Annotated in this window: 10 protein-coding genes; 3 read left to right on the forward strand and 7 right to left on the reverse strand. The window is 71.7% G+C overall.

All coding sequences use genetic code 11. The features are described from left to right. The 6 genes from ACWGIS_RS20900 to ACWGIS_RS20925 form a co-directional block, all read right to left on the reverse strand. Positions 1-1,794 carry a branched-chain amino acid ABC transporter permease gene (locus ACWGIS_RS20900; RefSeq protein WP_453363941.1) on the reverse strand — a complete coding sequence of 598 codons (1,794 nt, stop codon included), beginning with the start codon at positions 1,792-1,794 and terminating at the stop codon, positions 1-3. Between the two features lie 5 nt (positions 1,795-1,799). Beyond that, a complete protein-coding gene (locus tag ACWGIS_RS20905; RefSeq protein WP_355779188.1) occupies positions 1,800-2,732 on the reverse strand; it encodes a branched-chain amino acid ABC transporter permease in 933 nt (310 codons plus the stop codon). Between the two features lie 300 nt (positions 2,733-3,032). Beyond that, positions 3,033-4,256, reverse strand: coding sequence for a branched-chain amino acid ABC transporter substrate-binding protein (locus tag ACWGIS_RS20910; protein ID WP_453363928.1), 1,224 nt, complete (start codon positions 4,254-4,256; stop codon positions 3,033-3,035). A 740-nt stretch (positions 4,257-4,996) separates the two neighbouring features. Continuing rightward, entirely contained in the window at positions 4,997-5,887 is an 891-nt protein-coding gene (locus tag ACWGIS_RS20915) for a trypsin-like serine protease (RefSeq protein WP_453363929.1), read from the reverse strand. Between the two features lie 131 nt (positions 5,888-6,018). After that, positions 6,019-6,507: a PaaI family thioesterase gene (locus ACWGIS_RS20920; protein WP_453363930.1), complete on the reverse strand. Its 489-nt coding sequence runs from the start codon at positions 6,505-6,507 to the stop codon at positions 6,019-6,021. Between the two features lie 61 nt (positions 6,508-6,568). Next, positions 6,569-8,848: an FdhF/YdeP family oxidoreductase gene (locus ACWGIS_RS20925; RefSeq protein WP_453363931.1), complete on the reverse strand. Its 2,280-nt coding sequence runs from the start codon at positions 8,846-8,848 to the stop codon at positions 6,569-6,571. 169 nt (positions 8,849-9,017) lie between these two features. Here ACWGIS_RS20925 and polA point away from each other — a divergent pair, with 169 nt between their 5' ends. Beyond that, positions 9,018-11,744 (forward strand): DNA polymerase I, encoded by a 2,727-nt coding sequence (gene polA / locus ACWGIS_RS20930; RefSeq protein ID WP_453363932.1) that lies wholly within the window; start codon positions 9,018-9,020, stop codon positions 11,742-11,744. Positions 11,745-12,212: 468 nt separating this feature from the next. Then, a complete protein-coding gene (locus ACWGIS_RS20935) occupies positions 12,213-12,767 on the forward strand; it encodes a hypothetical protein (protein WP_453363933.1) in 555 nt (184 codons plus the stop codon). Positions 12,768-12,980: 213 nt separating this feature from the next. Here ACWGIS_RS20935 and ACWGIS_RS20940 read toward each other — a convergent pair whose 3' ends face one another. Then, positions 12,981-13,826 (reverse strand): DUF4184 family protein, encoded by an 846-nt coding sequence (locus ACWGIS_RS20940; protein ID WP_453363934.1) that lies wholly within the window; start codon positions 13,824-13,826, stop codon positions 12,981-12,983. Between the two features lie 271 nt (positions 13,827-14,097). Between ACWGIS_RS20940 and ACWGIS_RS20945 the strand changes: the two genes are divergently transcribed. Continuing rightward, complete coding sequence (locus tag ACWGIS_RS20945) at positions 14,098-15,774, forward strand: lytic transglycosylase domain-containing protein (protein ID WP_453363935.1); 1,677 nt, start codon at positions 14,098-14,100, stop codon at positions 15,772-15,774. The last annotated feature ends 75 nt before the right edge of the window (positions 15,775-15,849 follow it).

Here is a 15,849-nt window from a genome sequence, read left to right on the forward strand (position 1 = left end):
TTACGCCCCTGCCTTGGTGACGCCGACGGTGGAGTCGGGCAGGCCTTGTTCGGGGATGTGGACGGTGTCGTCGCTCTCGTGGAATTCGAGTTGGCGGCGGCGGTTGGCGATGATGCCTTCGGGGCGGAATCGCATGAGGATGACGAGGGCGATGCCGAAGGCGAAGAGCTGGTACTCCTTGAGGAAGCCGAGCTTCTCGGGGAGGAGGTAGAGCAGGGTGGCGCCGAGGATGGGTCCGTTGACGGTGCCCATGCCGCCGAGGACGACGGCGGCGAGGAGGAACGCCGAGTTCGGGGGGACGGATCCGGCGAACTGGTAGGGGGCGGGGTTGACGCTGTAGCCGACGTGGGCGCTGACGGTGCCGGCGAGGCCGGCGAGGCTGGCGCCGAGGGCGAAGGCGATGAGCTTGACGCGGAAGCCGTTGATGCCCATGGCGGTGGCGGCGGTCTCGTCTTCGCGGATGGCGATCCAGGAGCGGCCGATGCGGCTGTCGGCGGCGCGGTTGAAGACGACGACGACGATGCCGGTGATGATCAGCATCAGCAGGAAGTAGTTGGCGAAGCGGCCGAGGGTGATCCCGGCGATGGCGTGGCTGGCACCGAAGTTGAACCCGAAGATGTCGAGGTCGGGGATCATGGAGATGCCGTTGGGGCCGTTGGTGAGGTTGGGCCCGGAGGATCCGTCGAGGTTGTTGACGCCGATGCGGAAGATTTCTCCGAAGCCGAGGGTGACGATGGCGAGGTAGTCGCCGCGCAGTCGCAGGGTGGGGGCGCCGATGAGGACGCCGAAGACGAGCGATGCGGCCATGCCGGTGAGCATGGCGGCCCAGAAGGGGAACTGGACGCCGGAGAAGCGGGAGAACTCGCTGCCGGAGACGAGGGCCGCGGCGTAGGCGCCGACGCCGAGGAAGGCGACGTATCCGAGGTCGAGGAGTCCGGTGAGGCCGACGACGATGTTGAGGCCGAGGGCGACGGTGGCGACGACGAGGATGTTGACGCCGAGGTTGGCGTTGTGTTCGTCGCTTTCGACGAAGGGGAAGATCGCCGCGGCGAGGAAGGCCATGGAGGTGGCGAATCCCTTGTGGCGGGCGTTGAGTTCGGCGAAACGGTCGAAGAGTCCGGCGGTGAGGAGTGCCCAGGCGCCGAGGACGACGAGGAACAGGTAGCCGATGAACGTTTCGCTGGCTTCGGGGTCGACGCCGATGCCGTAGGTGAAGACGATGAGGGCCACGGCGGTGGCGGCGGTGATGACGAGGCGTTCGCCCCAGGCGGGGAGGGGGGTGGCGGTGGGGAGGTGGTCGGGCTTGGTGACGTAGTCCTTGAAGGTGTCGCCCGGCTTGGGGAGGGCGAGGGTGCCGAGGAGTGCGGTCAGGGAGCCGATGGCGGCGATGTAGGCGCCGGGGTCGAGGGCGACGAGGCCTTTGAGGTCGACGGCGATCGCGATGGCGCTGAACCAGGCGACGGCGAAGGCGGAGGCCGCGGCGAGGACGACGGGCTGGGTGGCGCCGGTGGGGTTGAGCCAGCGCAGGCCGCGGATGTCCCAGAGGGTGAGGGCGTAGACGACGGTGAGCAGGCCTGCGACGAGTGCGAGGACCTGGAGTCCGGCGGGGGAGCCGTAGTAGGTGAGGTCCCCGGGGAATTCGTCGGTGTAGGTCCAGGACATGAACGTGCTGGCGATGGTGGCGACGGCGCCGGCCAGGACGAGGGCGCGGGCGGCGGTCGGGGGGAGCGCGATGAGGCCGCGGGCGGGGTCCGCCTGGGGGGTGGCCGCCGGGGTCTTCTCGGTGGTTGCCATGGTGCTCACGCCCTGTCCGCGACGCGTTCGCCGACTAGGCCTTGTGGCCTGAACAGCAGTACGAGGATGAGGAGTACGAAGGCCCAGACGGAGGACCAGCCGCCGCCGCCGAGCTGCTGCATGCCGGGGATGCCGTCGATGTAGGAGGTGGCCATGGTTTCGGCGAGGCCGAGGACGAGGCCGCCGATCATGGCGCCGTAGATGTTTCCGATGCCGCCGAGGACTGCCGCGGTGAAGGCCTTGAGGCCCATCTGGAAGCCCATGTCGTACTTGATCTGTCCGTAGCGCAGGCCGTAGGAGACGGCGGCGACGGCGGCGAAGAAGCCGCCGATGGCGAACGCGATCACGATGATGCGGTTGGTGTCGATGCCCATGAGCTGGGCGGTGTCCGGGTCCTGGGCGGTGGCCTGCATGGCGCGGCCGGTGCGGGAGAGGCGGACGAAGAGGGCGAGGGCGGCCATGCAGAGGGGGGCGGCGATGATGACGAAGGCCGCGCCGCTCTGGATGCGGATGTCGCCGATGTGCCAGGGGCCGAAGTCGAGCTGGGGGAAGGTGCGGTCGGTCTTGGCGTCGGGGTACCAGTTGAAGACGGCCTGCTGGAGGGCGAGGGAGAGGCCGATGGCGGTGATGAGGGGTGCGAGGCGTGGTGCGCCGCGCAGTGGTCGGTAGGCGAAGCGTTCTGCTCCGACGGCGATGAGGACGGAGACGAGTCCGCCGCCTATGAGCATCGCCGGCAGGGCTATCCACATGGATGTGCCGTTGGGCAGGACGTACAGGTAGACCGAGAGTGCGCCGAAGCCTCCGGTCATGAAGATCTCGCCGTGGGCGAAGTTGATGAGCTGGACGATGCCGTACACCATCGTGTAGCCGATGGCGATCAGCCCGTACATCGAGCCGAGGAACAGCCCGTTGGCCAGCTGCTGCGGCAGGGTGTTCACCGCATGGCCTCCATGTGGGTGGGGAGAGTTGAGCAGGGCGTATGAAACGGGCCGCGCGGTGACGTGTGGTCAGTGGCCGCGCGGCCCTGTGGTGGTGCTAAGGGCCTGTCGTCCGGATCAGGCCGGTGTCGCGGGGTCTGGCACGCACATCCGCGGCGTTGTCGTCGGTCGCCGACGCTCCGCGTCGACTCCCTCCTGCGCCTTGCGGCTGCGCGCACCAGATTCCGCTCGGGCCGGCCGGGACGAACCGTCGGTCACGGCCGACTTGATCCGAACGACAGGCCCTGGCGGCGGTGTGGATCAGCCGTTGAAGGTGCCGCTCTTGACGGCCTTCCACTTGCCGTCGACGACCTGGTAGACGGTGAGCTGCTTGTTGGTGGTGTCGCCGTACTCGTCGAAGGAGACGGGGCCGGCGATGCCGTCGAACTTGGTCTTCTGGACTTCCTCGACGACCTTGGCGCGGGCGTCGGAGGGGACCTTGCCGTCCTTCACGACGTTGCCGATCGCCTTGATGATGGCGGTGGCGGCGTCGTAGGAGTAGCCGCCGTAGGTGCCGTAGTCGCCCTTGAGGCCGGAGGCCTTGTACTTCTTGATGAAGTCGGCGGCGGAGGGCAGGGTGTCGACGGGCTGGCCGACGGAGGTGACGAGGTCGCCTTCGGAGGTCTTGCCGGCGGTCTCGATGTAGGTCGGGGTGAACATGCCGTCGCCGCCGAAGAGCGGGATCTTGGCGCCGGCGTCCTTGAGCTGCTTGGTGAGCTTCTCGGACTCGTCGTACTGGCCGCCGTAGTAGACGAGGTCGGCCTTGGAGTTCTTGATCTTGGTGACGAGGGCCGAGAAGTCGGTGTCGCCGGTGTTGACGTGGTCCTCGCCGGCGACCTTGCCGCCGGCCTTGGTGAAGCCGGCCTTGAAGAGCTTGGCGAGGCCGGCGCCGTAGGTCTGCTTGTCGTCGACGACGAAGACCTTGCGCTTCTTCAGCGTGGAGTAGGCGTAGTCGGCCGCGAAGCCGCCCTGGAGGGCGTCGGTGGTGGCGGTGCGGAAGTACGTCTTGAAGGGACGCTTCTTCTCGGTCTGCCAGTTCTTGCCCTGGGTGAGCTCGGGGGCGGTGTTCGAGGGGGAGATCTCGACCAGGTTGGCGGTGGCGAACACCTGCTGCATCTGGGTGGCGACGCCGGAGTTCAGCGGGCCGACGACGCCGAGGACCTTGTCGTTGCCGACGAGCTGGGTGGCGTTGGTCTGGCCCTGGGCGGGGATCGCCTTGTCGTCGAGGGCGACGACCTTGAACTTCACGCCGGGGACGAGGTTCTTCTTGTTGGCGTCGTCGACGGCGATCTGGACGCCGCCCTTGATGCCAAGGCCCGTGGCGGAGTTCTGGCCGGTCAGCGGCGCGTCGACGCCGATGATGACCTCGGTCTTCTTGCCACTGTTGTCACCGCCCTTGTCGTCGTCGCGCGAACCGCAGGCGGTCAGCGTGAGTGCTCCCGTGGTGAGCACGGAGGTGAGTATGACCAAAGAACGGTGTCGCACGTTTAATCCTCTCCCTGGCGCAGCAGCTCCATTGAGCTGCCGTGTGTCTCGCCGGGCCGTACTGGGGTGGTACAGGTGCCGTGCTGCAGACGCGCCCGGCGGCGCGGTGACTGGCCGTGACTCTAAGCCCGTCTGTGGGCGGCGGCATCGCCGTGGGCTGGCTTGTGACTTTCTTGTTATGACGTGCTGGTGGGGGAACTTCCCGGACGGGGGGTCTCGGCGGGTTTGGCGGAAAAGCTCCGGAGTCCACATTTTGAGAATCCGCACTTCCGGTTGCGCGTGGGCGTGGGTGGCGCCGGGCGGGGTGTCGGGCGGTCCGGAGGGGCCGGGGGAGGTGGTGGGAGCGCTGCCCGGGGAGGCCGGAACTGTGATGTTGTATTGCGTCTGTGTTACGCAGCGTTACGGCGGGCGGGGGTGTTCGTCTCGGTGGGCGGCCGGGGTGGGGGTCGGTGAGGTGGTGTGGGGGGTTGTTCCCGGGGTGTGCGGTGCCGGTGGTGCGAGGTGGGAGGTGCCGGAAGGGGGCGGGCCGTGCCGGGCGGACTCGCCGGGGTGGGGTCGCGGGCGTTCCTGTTGAGGGGGCGGTCGTCAACTCGCTTTCGCGTCGCTCTCGTTGAGCGCTCCTGAATGGCGAGCGGCGCCGACTCGCCCTGATTGCTGGGGAGTCGGCGCCGGTCGACGTGGTGGTGCGGTGCCGTGGTGGAGGGGCGCTCGGCGTCGTGCCGGGCCGGTGGGGCCCTGCCTTACGGCAGTTTCACGAAGGGCGCGAGGAAGGCGCGCGCCCCGGGGGTGTCCAGGCGGTATGCGACGTTGGTGGCGTAGCAGGGGGTGTCGCCGGTGATGGTGGTGGCGGCGAGGACGCGTCGGCCGTCGAGCGCGGCGAAGTTGGGGCCGCCCGAATCGCCGTAGCAGGCACCGCCGTTGCCCTGGGGTGCGGTCATGGCGAGGCGTACCCAGGCGTCGTTGAGGGCGTCGAAGGAGACGGGTGCCTTCATGCGGACGCCGCCGCCGGGGTGGGTCTGGCCGCCGGGGCCGTTGAGGGCTTCCTGGGTGCCGTATCCGGCGACGGTCCAGTCGGTGGCGTCGAGTCCGCGCGGGCCGAGGGCGCCGAGTTGTCCGGCGGTGGGGAGGGCGGCGGGGGTGAAGGTCCAGCGGGCGCGGACCTGGGCGGCGGGCAGTTCGACGACGGAGATGTCGTGGGTGTCGGCGGCGGGGCCCGGGTAGGCGGGGTGGGTGTGGGCGGTGCCTTCGACGGCGACGGCTTCGGCCTGGGCTGTGGGGTCGCCGGGGTGGGCCTGGGCGGCGGCGTCGAGTCCGGCCTGTACGTCCTGGTCGAGGGAGACGTAGAACCGGACGTTGTCGGGCCAGTCGGTGGTGCAGTGCGCCGCGGTCAGGAAGGTGCCCGAGTCGATCATGGTGCCGGAGCAGACCCAGTCGACGCGGTCGGGGGTGGCGGGGTTGTCGTCGTTGTCCCAGGTGGCGACGAGGGCGCCGACTTCGGTGCGCTCGGGTGCGGGGGCGGCGTTGTAGGAGTTGATGGCCGAGGAGGGCAGTGCGGTGGCGAGGACGGCGGCGCAGGCGGCCGCGGTGACGGCACTGGCGCGGGCCATGGTGGTGGCGCGTACGGCGGTCAAGAGAACCCCTTTTTGGGCTGGGTGGGACGGGTGTTCTCCTGTGGGGGGTGATCAGCGCACAGTGAAGCGTGTGGGGCGGGTGTCGGCAAGGGTGCCGTCCCGCCCCGTTCGTCGTCGCGGGTGCGCGGGGGTCAGCCCGCCGAGCGCACCCGCTCCGCGTCGCCCGGGTTCACGCCCCGCAGCATGCAGGTCAGGCGGGCGGTGCAGACGCGCTTGCCGTCCTCGTCGGTGATGACGATCTCGTACGTGGCGGTGGAGCGGCCCTGGTGCACGGGGGTGGCGACGCCGGTGACGAGGCCGGAGCGGGCGCCGCGGTGGTGGGTGCAGTTGAGGTCGACGCCGACGGCGATCTTGGAGCTGCCGCCGTGGAGCATGGCGCCGACGGAGCCGAGGGTCTCGGCGAGGACGGCGGAGGCGCCGCCGTGGAGGAGGCCGTAGGGCTGGGTGTTGCCTTCGACGGGCATGGTGCCGACGACGCGGTCCGCGGAGGCTTCGAGGATCTGGACGCCCATGCGGGTGCCGAGGTGGCCCGCGGAGAAGAGCGCGGGCAGGTCGACGCCGAGGGCGGCGTATTCGTCGAGGACCTCTTGCGGGAACTTCACGCTGTGCTGCTCGCCCATCGGGTCGGGCTCCGTTCGTCGTGGATCACTTCGTCGTGGATCGCTGTCGCTGAGCAAACGCTCAGTCGGTCGCCGATTGTTCCAGACGGACGACGACGGATTTACTGGCCGGTGTGTTGCTGGTGTCGGCGGTCGCGTCGAGCGGGACGAGGACGTTGGTCTCGGGGTAGTACGCGGCGGCGCAGCCCCGGGCGGTCGGGTAGTGGACGACGCGGAAGCCGGGGGCGCGGCGTTCGACGCCGTCGCGCCATTCGCCGACGAGGTCGACGTAGGAGCCGTCGGCGACGTCGAGGGCGCGGGCGTCCTCGGGGTTGACGAGGACGACGCGGCGGCCGTTCTTGATGCCGCGGTAGCGGTCGTCGAGGCCGTAGACGGTGGTGTTGTACTGGTCGTGGGAGCGCAGGGTCTGCAGCAGGAGGCGGCCCTCGGGCAGCTCGGGGTGTTCGACGGGCGCGGCGGTGAAGTTGGCCTTGCCGGTGGCGGTGGGGAAGCGGCGTTCGTCGCGCGGGGCGTGGGGGAGGGCGAATCCGGCGGGGTCGGCGACGCGCGCGTTGAAGTCGCTGAAGCCGGGGATCACGCGGGCGATGCGGTCGCGGATCGTCGCGTAGTCCTTCTCGAACTCCTCCCAGGGGGTGCTGCTGGCCTCGCCGAGGACGCGGCGGGCGAGGCGGCACACGATGGCCGGCTCGGACAGCAGGTGGCTGCTCGCGGGCTCCAGGCGGCCGCGTGAGGCGTGCACCATGCCCATGGAGTCCTCGACGGTCACGAACTGCTCCCCGCCGCCCTGCAGGTCGCGCTCGGTGCGGCCGAGGGTGGGCAGGATCAGGGCGCGGGCGCCGGTGACCACGTGCGAGCGGTTGAGCTTGGTGGACACGTGGACGGTGAGGCGGGCGCGGCGCATGGCCGCCTCGGTGACGTCGGTGTCGGGTGAGGCGGAGACGAAGTTGCCGCCCATCGCGAAGAAGACCTTGGCCTCGCCGTCGCGCAGGGCGCGGATGGCCCGTACGACGTCGTAGCCGTGTTCGCGGGGCGGGGCGAAGCCGAACTCCCTCTCCAGGGCGTCGAGGAAGGCGGGGGCGGGCCGTTCGAAGATTCCCATCGTGCGGTCGCCCTGCACGTTCGAGTGGCCGCGCACGGGGCAGACGCCCGCGCCGGGACGGCCGATGTTGCCGCGCAGCAGCAGGAAGTTGACGACTTCGCGGATGGTGGGGACGGCGTGCTTGTGCTGGGTGAGTCCCATGGCCCAGCAGACGATGGTGCGCCGGGAGGCGAGGACCATCTGAAGGGCCGCGTCGATGTCGGCGCGCGTGAGGCCGGTCGCGGTGAGGGTGTCGTCCCAGTCGGCGGCGCGTGCGGCCCGGGTGAACTCCTCGTAGCCGTGGGTGTGTTCGCGGACGAAGTCCTCGTCGACGGCTCCCTCGGTGTCCAGGATCAGCTTGTTGAGCAGGCGGAAGAGCGCCTGGTCGCCGCCGAGGCGGATCTGGAGGAACAGGTCCGTGAGGGCGGCGCCCTTGAGCATGCCCTGCGGGGTCTGCGGGTTCTTGAACTTCTCCAGGCCGGCCTCGGGCAGCGGGTTGACCGTGATGATCTTCGCGCCGTTCGCCTTGGCCTTCTCCAGCGCGGACAGCATGCGGGGGTGGTTCGTGCCCGGGTTCTGGCCGGCGACGATGATCAGGTCCGCCCGGTACAGGTCGTCGAGCAGGACGCTGCCCTTGCCGACGCCGAGGGTCTCGGTCAGTGCCGAGCCGGACGACTCGTGGCACATGTTGGAGCAGTCCGGCAGGTTGTTCGTGCCGAGTTCGCGGGCGAACAGCTGGTAGAGGAACGCCGCCTCGTTGCTGGTGCGGCCGGAGGTGTAGAAGACGGCCTCGTCGGGGGAGGCGAGCGCGGTGATCTCCTCCGCGACGATGTCGAAGGCCCGCTCCCAGGAGACCGGCTCGTAGCGGTCGGCGCCCTCCGCGAGGTACACGGGGTGGGTGAGGCGGCCCTGCTGCCCCAGCCAGTAGCCGCTGCGGCCGGCGAGGTCGGAGACCGGGTGCGCGGCGAAGAACTCGGGGGTGACCCGGCGCAGGGTGGCCTCCTCGGCGACCGCCTTCGCGCCGTTCTCGCAGAACTCCGCGGTGTGCCGGTGCTCCGGCTCGGGCCAGGCGCAGCCCGGGCAGTCGAAGCCGTCCTTCTGGTTGACGCGCAGGAGGGTGAGGGCGGTGCGGCGCACGCCCATCTGCTGCTGGGCCATGCGCAGGGTGTGCCCGATGGCGGGCAGCCCCGCCGCCGCGTGCTTCGGCTCGGTGACCTGCGGCGCGTCCTGGACCGGATCGCCCTTGGGCGGCTTGCTGGCCATCGCTTCGACCCCTTCGCGTGCACGCGTGCGCTGTGTTCGTCCCCGCTCGGTCCGGGGGCCCGGTGGCCGGGTCCTCGCACGGGTCCGATCCTCGCACGCGCCGCCGACGGTGTCGGCGCCCGGGCCCGGACGGCTCTCGCTGTCAGTGGGGCGTGGCAGGATCGGGGGCGTGGCAGAAACAGCATCGAAGAAGACCGAGCAGACCTCCGGCACGGGCCGTCCGCGGCTGATGCTCATGGACGGGCACTCGCTGGCCTACCGCGCGTTCTTCGCGCTCCCCGCGGAGAACTTCACGACCGCGACGGGCCAGCCGACGAACGCGATCTACGGCTTCGCGTCGATGCTGGCGAACACGCTGCGCGACGAGGCGCCCACGCACTTCGCGGTGGCGTTCGACGTGTCCCGCAAGACGTGGCGGTCCGAGGAGTTCACCGAGTACAAGGCGAACAGGTCGAAGACCCCGGACGAGTTCAAGGGCCAGGTCGAGCTGATCGGCGAACTGCTCGACGCGATGCGCGCGGAGCGGTTCGCGGTGGAGGGCTTCGAGGCGGACGACGTGATCGCCACGCTCGCCACGCAGGCCGAGGCCGCCGGGTTCGACGTGCTGATCGTCACCGGTGACCGGGACTCCTTCCAGCTGGTCTCCGAGCACACCACGGTGCTGTACCCGACCAAGGGCGTCTCCGAGCTGACCCGCTTCACCCCGGAGAAGGTCTTCGAGAAGTACGGGCTGACGCCGGCGCAGTACCCCGACTTCGCGGCGCTGCGCGGCGACCCGTCCGACAACCTGCCGGGCATCCCGGGCGTCGGCGAGAAGACCGCCGCGAAGTGGATCAACCAGTTCGGTTCGTTCGCGGAGCTGGTCGAGCGGGTCGACGAGGTCAAGGGCAAGGCCGGGCAGAACCTCCGCGACCACCTGGAGTCGGTGAAGCTGAACCGCCGGCTCACCGAGCTGGAGCGGGCCGTCGAGCTGCCGAAGACGGTCACCGATCTGGAGCGCGCGCCGTACGACCGCAAGACCGTCGCACTGGTCCTGGACACCCTGGAGATCAGGAACCCGTCGCTGCGCGAGCGCCTGTTCGCCGTCGACCCGGGAGCGGCGGAGGAGGAGGCCGCCCAGCCGGCCGCGCCCGGCGTGGAGCTGGACGGCACGGTGCTGGGCGCGGGCGAGCTCGCGCCGTGGCTCGCCGAGCACGGCGAGTCCGCGCTCGGCCTCGCCACCGTCGACGCGTGGGGCCTCGGCACGGGCTCGGTGGCCGAGATCGCGCTCGCCGCGGCGGACGGCAAGGCCGCCTGGTTCGACCCGTCCCAGCTGGACGAGACGGACGAGAACGCGTTCGCGGCATGGCTCGCCGACGCCGCCAGGCCGAAGGTCCTGCACAACGCGAAGGGCGTCATGCGCGTCTTCGCCGAGCACGGCTGGACCGTCGAGGGCGTCACCATGGACACCGCGCTCGCCGCGTACCTGGTGAAGCCGGGCCGCCGCTCGTTCGCCCTGGACGCGCTCACCCTGGAGTACCTGAACCGCGAGCTGGCGCCCGCCGCCGCGGCCGACGGCCAGCTCGCCTTCGGCGCGGACGACCAGGCCGAGGCCGAGGCGCTGATGGTGAAGGCCCGCGCGATCCTCGACCTCGGCGGGGCGTTCGGCGAGAAGCTGACGGAGGTCGGCGCGGCCGACCTGCTGCGCGACATGGAGCTGCCGACGTCCGCGCTGCTGGCCCGCATGGAGCGGCACGGCATCGCCGCCGACCGGGCGCACCTGGAGGCCATGGAGCAGATGTTCGCGGGCGCCGTGCAGCAGGCCGTGAAGGAGGCGCACGCCTCCGTGGGCCACGAGTTCAACCTCGGCTCGCCCAAGCAGCTCCAGGAGGTCCTCTTCGGCGAACTGGGCCTGCCCAAGACGAAGAAGACCAAGACGGGCTACACGACGGACGCCGACGCCCTGGCCTGGCTGGCCGCGCAGACCGACCACGAACTGCCGGTGATCATGCTCCGGCACCGTGAGCAGGCCAAGCTGCGCGTGACCGTCGAGGGCCTGATCAAGACGATCGGCGCGGACGGCCGCATCCACACCACGTTCAACCAGACGGTGGCCGCGACCGGCCGCCTGTCCTCCACGGACCCGAACCTGCAGAACATCCCGGTCCGCACCGACGAGGGCCGCGCGATCCGCCGCGGCTTCGTGGTCGGCGAGGGCTTCGAGTCCCTCATGACCGCGGACTACAGCCAGATCGAGCTGCGGGTCATGGCGCACCTCTCCGAGGACGAGGGACTGCTGGAGGCGTTCACCTCCGGCGAGGACCTGCACACCACCGTCGCCTCCCAGGTGTTCTCCGTGGAGCGCTCCGGAGTCGACGCGGAGATGCGCCGCAAGATCAAGGCCATGTCGTACGGGCTCGCCTACGGACTGTCGGCGTTCGGCCTCTCCCAGCAGCTGAACATCGACGCCGGCGAGGCCCGTGGCCTGATGGACACGTACTTCGAGCGCTTCGGCGGCGTACGCGACTATCTGCGCCGGGCGGTCGACGAGGCCCGTGCCACGGGCTACACGGCGACGCTCTTCGGGCGCCGCCGCTACCTGCCCGACCTCAACAGCGACAACCGGCAGCGCCGCGAGGCCGCCGAGCGCATGGCGCTGAACGCGCCCATCCAGGGCACGGCCGCCGACATCGTCAAGATCGCGATGCTCAACGTGGACCGGGCGCTGCGCGAGGCGGACCTGAAGTCCCGCATGCTGCTCCAGGTCCACGACGAAATCGTCCTGGAGATCGCCCCCGGCGAGCGCGCCGCGACCGAGGAACTGGTCCGCCGCGAGATGGCGGGCGCGGTGAGCCTGCGGGCACCGCTGGACGTGTCGGTCGGCTCGGGCGCGGACTGGGAATCGGCGGCGCACTAGCCCCGGGAGACCGGGGTCACTGGCGATCCGGGGCCCGGACCGGCGGGCGCCGGTGCGGGCCCGGCACGGACGGGCGGCCCTTGATCGGCATCTGCGCGGGTGCAGGGCCTCCCTCCGGTCGGCGGCTCCGGCCGGGCACCTGGGCCGATGCCCTGGCCGGGCCGGGCAGGGCCGGACGGGCGGCGCGGTCGGGCAGCGTGGGAGCGGGACCGGCTCGTGTGCGGGTCCTGTCCCTGGACGGATGCGGGGCGATTCCCGATCGGCTGGAACGGGCCCCCGCGTCGGTGCCGGACCGGTCCCGGAGGTCACCCCTTCCGGCAGGAAGATGTCGGCCGGTCCGACGGAGTCACCGGGGTGACGGGGGCAGCGTCTCCCGTCCCGACGCCGGGAAAGGCGTCTGACCGGCGTGTCACCCGCCCGGCCCCCGCGAAAGCGCCCTTGGGCCGCCGGGGCCGTAAGGATGCGGGCATGGGTATACGCATGCTCCCGCGTCGGACGGCGACAGCCACCCCCCTTCTCTCGGCGGTCGCCCTCGGGGCGGGACTGCTCGCCCCGGCCCCGGTGTTCGCGGCCGGGGCCAGTACCGCCCGGGTGCGCACGCCTCGCCGCGAGACGTCCAGGCGCCGCCCGTCCCACGACCGCGCCTCCGGGCTGCACGCCCGGCTGCGCAGGGCGGGGGAGAGGACCCGGCGCCGTGCCCGGTCCCGGGGGACACCCGCAGGCGGCACGGACGCGACCTGCCTCGCGGCGGGCCACGGACGGCAGGACGAGACGCGGACCCTCGCCGAGGCACTGACCGGAACGGCGGTGGCCCGGCGGTGCCGGGACCTGCGTCGCCGCCTCCGGGGTCCGTGGCGGGCCTGGCCGCGCACCCTGCTCCCGGCGGCGGGACGTCGTACCGCACGCCACGCGTGGACCGGCCTGAGGCGCACCCACCTGGGTCGTGTCCTGGTCCGCGCCGCCACCACGACCACGGTCGCGGCCCGGGCCGAGGCACGGCGCAGGCGCGGGTACGTGCCGTAGGCCGGGTATCCGGGTGCCCGAAGGCGCCCGGCGCGGGGAATGGGCCCGCCCGGCTTCCGCCCGAGCGCGCCGAGTCGCCAGGCAGGCCCCGCGCGGGGAATGGGCCCGCCCGGCTCACGCCCGAGCGTGCCGAGTCGGCAGGCAGGTCCGCCCAAGCACCTCAGGCGGATGCAGGGGTCCCCGCCCCGCCGGGGCGCCCCGCCCAGCCGTCGCTCAGGGGGTCGTCCGGGTCGGTTCCGCCGGGGTTTCGGTCGGGTGGGGCGGTGCCGGGCGGCGCAGCCGGACTCCGGCGCCGTACACGGTGAGCCCCAGCACCAGCCCCGCACCGGCCCCGAAGCACACGGTCGGGATCAGTTCCCAGGGCTTCGCGTCCGCCCCCCAGTAGGCCCACCACCGCGAAGCCCGCTGCACCGCCCCGACGAGGGCGCAGGCGGCGAGCACCGCGACCGCCAGCCTGCGGTCCGCCCGGGACAGCACCGGGACGCCCACGGGCTCACCGGGGACGGTCCGCCGCAACGCGACCACGACGAAGGCCAGGATCACGACCGCCGCCACCGCGGAACCCCCGTACTGGAGGTACCAGTACAGCGGTGACCCGGCGATTTCCCGGCCCAGGACGGGGAACACCCGCATCCCCCACCGGTCGAGGTGCGTGAACGCGTCCCACACGACGTGGGTCAGCGCGCCGAGCACCGCGGAGACGTACCACCGCAGCAGCAGCGAGGGACGCGGACGCGCGCGCGGCGTCCCGCAGTGCAGCAGCGCCGCCGTGCGCCCCTGCCGGGCCCGCGGGAGCAGCGCCACCAGCGGTTCGCGCAGGAACAGCCACAGACCCACGAGGGCCCAGGCGATGAGCACGTCGACGGTGACCACGCCGGTGAAGGAGTGCGTGACCTCGCCGAACTCCATCGCGCCCGACAGCACACTCGCCGCGTAGTAGGTCATGTCGGGAGCGAACGAACCGGCGACGAGGACCGCGGGCACCAGCCTGCCGCGCCCGGTCCCGTCCCCGCGTACCGCGGGCAGCACGGCCGCCGCGTGGCTGAGAGTGAAAGGCAAGTCGTCCCCCTGCGCCTGGCGTCGAACGCCCGTCGTGGCGCCCGGTGATCGCCCGCCCAGTATGAAGGACGCATGAGAATGTCCGGGCGGGCCGCCCGCGGGAGGCCCGCGAGCACCGGGTATGTGGCCAACCGGTGAATACCGGGCGTCAACGGCTCCCGGCGCGACGGAAGTTGTCGTAGGGTCACCTGCGTCACCGTGCTGGGGAGCACGGCGGGGAACGAGAAGAGCGCGCGAGGCGCGAGGGTCGGCCACGGGAGGGGTTCACTCAATGGCGGCGCATTTCGGCAGGCTGCGCAAGGGAGCGGCGACGACCGCCGTGGCGGCGGCCGCGGTGGCGGCACTGTCCGCCTCCCAGGCTCCGGGAGTGACCGCGGACGACCCCGGCAGACAGGCGACGGGCTCCGAGTCCTCGGCCGACGGCACCGGCGGCGGCACCGCGACCGGCAACTCGCCCTACTACAAGGACCTCCCGCCGCTCAACAGCCCCACCGCCCAGCCGTCCCCCGGCACGGAGGGCGGCACCGGGACGGACTCGGAGTCGGACATCCCCGCGACCGTCCTCGACGCCTACAAGAAGGCCGAGGCGTCGCTGCGGGAGTCCAAGCCGGGCTGCAACCTGCCCTGGCAGCTCCTCGCCGCGATCGGCAAGGTCGAGTCCGGGCACGCCCGCGGCGGCCGCGTCGACGCGAGCGGCACGACGTACTCCCCGATCCTCGGCCCGGTCCTCAACGGCCAGGGCTTCGCGAACATCTCCGACACCGACAACGGCGCGTACGACGGCGACACCCGCCACGACCGCGCGGTCGGGCCGATGCAGTTCATCCCGTCCACCTGGGAGTGGTCGGGCCGCGACGGCAACGGCGACGGTGTCGAGAACCCGAACAACATCTACGACGCGGCCCTCGCCGCCGGCCACTACCTGTGCCGCTTCGACCACGACATGTCGGTCCAGTCGGAGATGAACGCCTCGATCCTCAGCTACAACAACTCGTCGGAGTACCTCCACACCGTCCTGTCGTGGCTGAACTCCTACCGCAAGGGCACGAACGAGGTGCCGGACGGCACGGGCCCGCTGCCCGAGCACCGCAGCGACGACCCGGTCCTCCCGGTGGTTCCGACGGCTCCGGTCACCCCGCGCCCCGACCCGAAGCCGGACAAGCCCGCGGACCCGTCGCCCCCGGCCAAGCCGCCGACGACGCCCGGCACGCCCAGCAAGCCGCCGACCACCCCGACCCCGCCGCCCGCCACGCCCACCGACACGGTGGACCACCTGGAGGACGCCGGCACCGGCAAGCTCACCGCGACGGCCGGCGACACCTTCGCCAAGAGGATCAGCACGCGCGCCGAGACCAAGTCGGGCACGGCGGTGGCGAAGGTCCGGGTGCGGTTCACCATCGTCGGCGACACGGACGCCACCTTCTCCGGCGGTGAGAGCGTCGCCACGGTCGTCACCGACGGCGCGGGCAAGGCCACCGCGCCCGCGCTCGTCGCCGGGGAGAAGACGGGCGACTTCACCGTCCGCACCGCCGTCGTGGGCCGCTCGGTGACCGGCGTCGACTACCGGGCGACCGTCACCGCCCGCCAGGCCGACGCCCTCGCCCGCACCGCGGACACCGCGCTGACCTGCACGCCGGGCGGCGAGTTCGCGGACCAGGTCGAGGTCAAGGCCACCTACAAGGGCGCCGTCGCGAAGGGCGTCGAGGCCACCGCCACGCTCGTCACGTCCGCCGAGGACGCCACCGCCAACGACAAGGGCCCCTACTTCAAGGACGCGGACGGTAAGACCGTGCGCACCCTCGCCGGTCTCAAGACGGACGCGAACGGCCTCCTCAAGCTGCCGAAGCTGTACGCGGACGACACGGCCGGCACCTTCCTGCTCCGCGTCACCACCACGGGCGGCGCGACGCTGACCGTGGAGCTGAAGGTGGCCGCCGCCGCCTCCTAGCGGCCGCCCGGCACGCCTTCGCCCGCACGGCTCGTACGGCGGCGCCCCCCCCCGGGGCGGCCGCGGGGGGCCCGC

This window comes from Streptomyces sp. NPDC054842 (assembly GCF_053611025.1).

Bases quoted from the DNA above. Each gene is read 5' to 3' on its own strand.
- ACWGIS_RS20900 (WP_453363941.1), bottom strand. From the start codon at position 1,794: ATGGCAACCACCGAGAAGACCCCGGCGGCCACCCCCCAGGCGGACCCC.
- ACWGIS_RS20920 (WP_453363930.1), bottom strand. From the start codon at position 6,507: ATGGGCGAGCAGCACAGCGTGAAGTTCCCGCAAGAGGTCCTCGACGAA.
- ACWGIS_RS20925 (WP_453363931.1), bottom strand. From the start codon at position 8,848: ATGGCCAGCAAGCCGCCCAAGGGCGATCCGGTCCAGGACGCGCCGCAG.
- ACWGIS_RS20935 (WP_453363933.1), top strand. From the start codon at position 12,213: ATGGGTATACGCATGCTCCCGCGTCGGACGGCGACAGCCACCCCCCTT.
- ACWGIS_RS20945 (WP_453363935.1), top strand. From the start codon at position 14,098: ATGGCGGCGCATTTCGGCAGGCTGCGCAAGGGAGCGGCGACGACCGCC.